The organism is Kingella pumchi (assembly GCF_022288825.1).
Lineage (GTDB): Bacteria > Pseudomonadota > Gammaproteobacteria > Burkholderiales > Neisseriaceae > Kingella_D > Kingella_D pumchi.
This window is the reverse complement of sequence record NZ_JAKOOW010000024.1, coordinates 21,074-21,418: the sequence shown is the minus strand read 5'-3', so window position 1 is coordinate 21,418 and position 345 is coordinate 21,074. Positions and strand designations below refer to the sequence as shown.

At 46.4% G+C, this 345-nt stretch carries 1 pseudogene; it reads left to right on the top strand.

From position 1 onward, the window contains the following. Positions 1-345 (top strand): annotated as a pseudogene (locus MB824_RS06170) (transposase family protein); the annotation flags it as partial.

The window sequence follows — 345 nt, the reverse complement described above, 5'->3', positions numbered from 1 at the left end:
GTTACCGAAAGCCCGATTGAACGTCCCAAAAAAACAGCGGCAGTATTACAGCGGCAAGAAAAAGCGACACACGGTTAAAATCCAAGTCATATACGGCAGAGAAACTGAAAAAATCATCAGTATCCGGACGGGGATGGGTGCTCAGCATGACATGCGTTTAGCCAAGAAGCACCTTGCAGAGCTTTATCCCTGCAAAATAGTCATTGCGGATAGGGTTATCAAGGATTGGCTAAAACCGGATTACAGACCCCGAAAAAGAAATCCAAACATCATCCGCCGAACAAACAGGATAAAGAGGCGAACAGGCGGTTAGGCAAACTCAGAACCGTCATCGAGCACATCAAT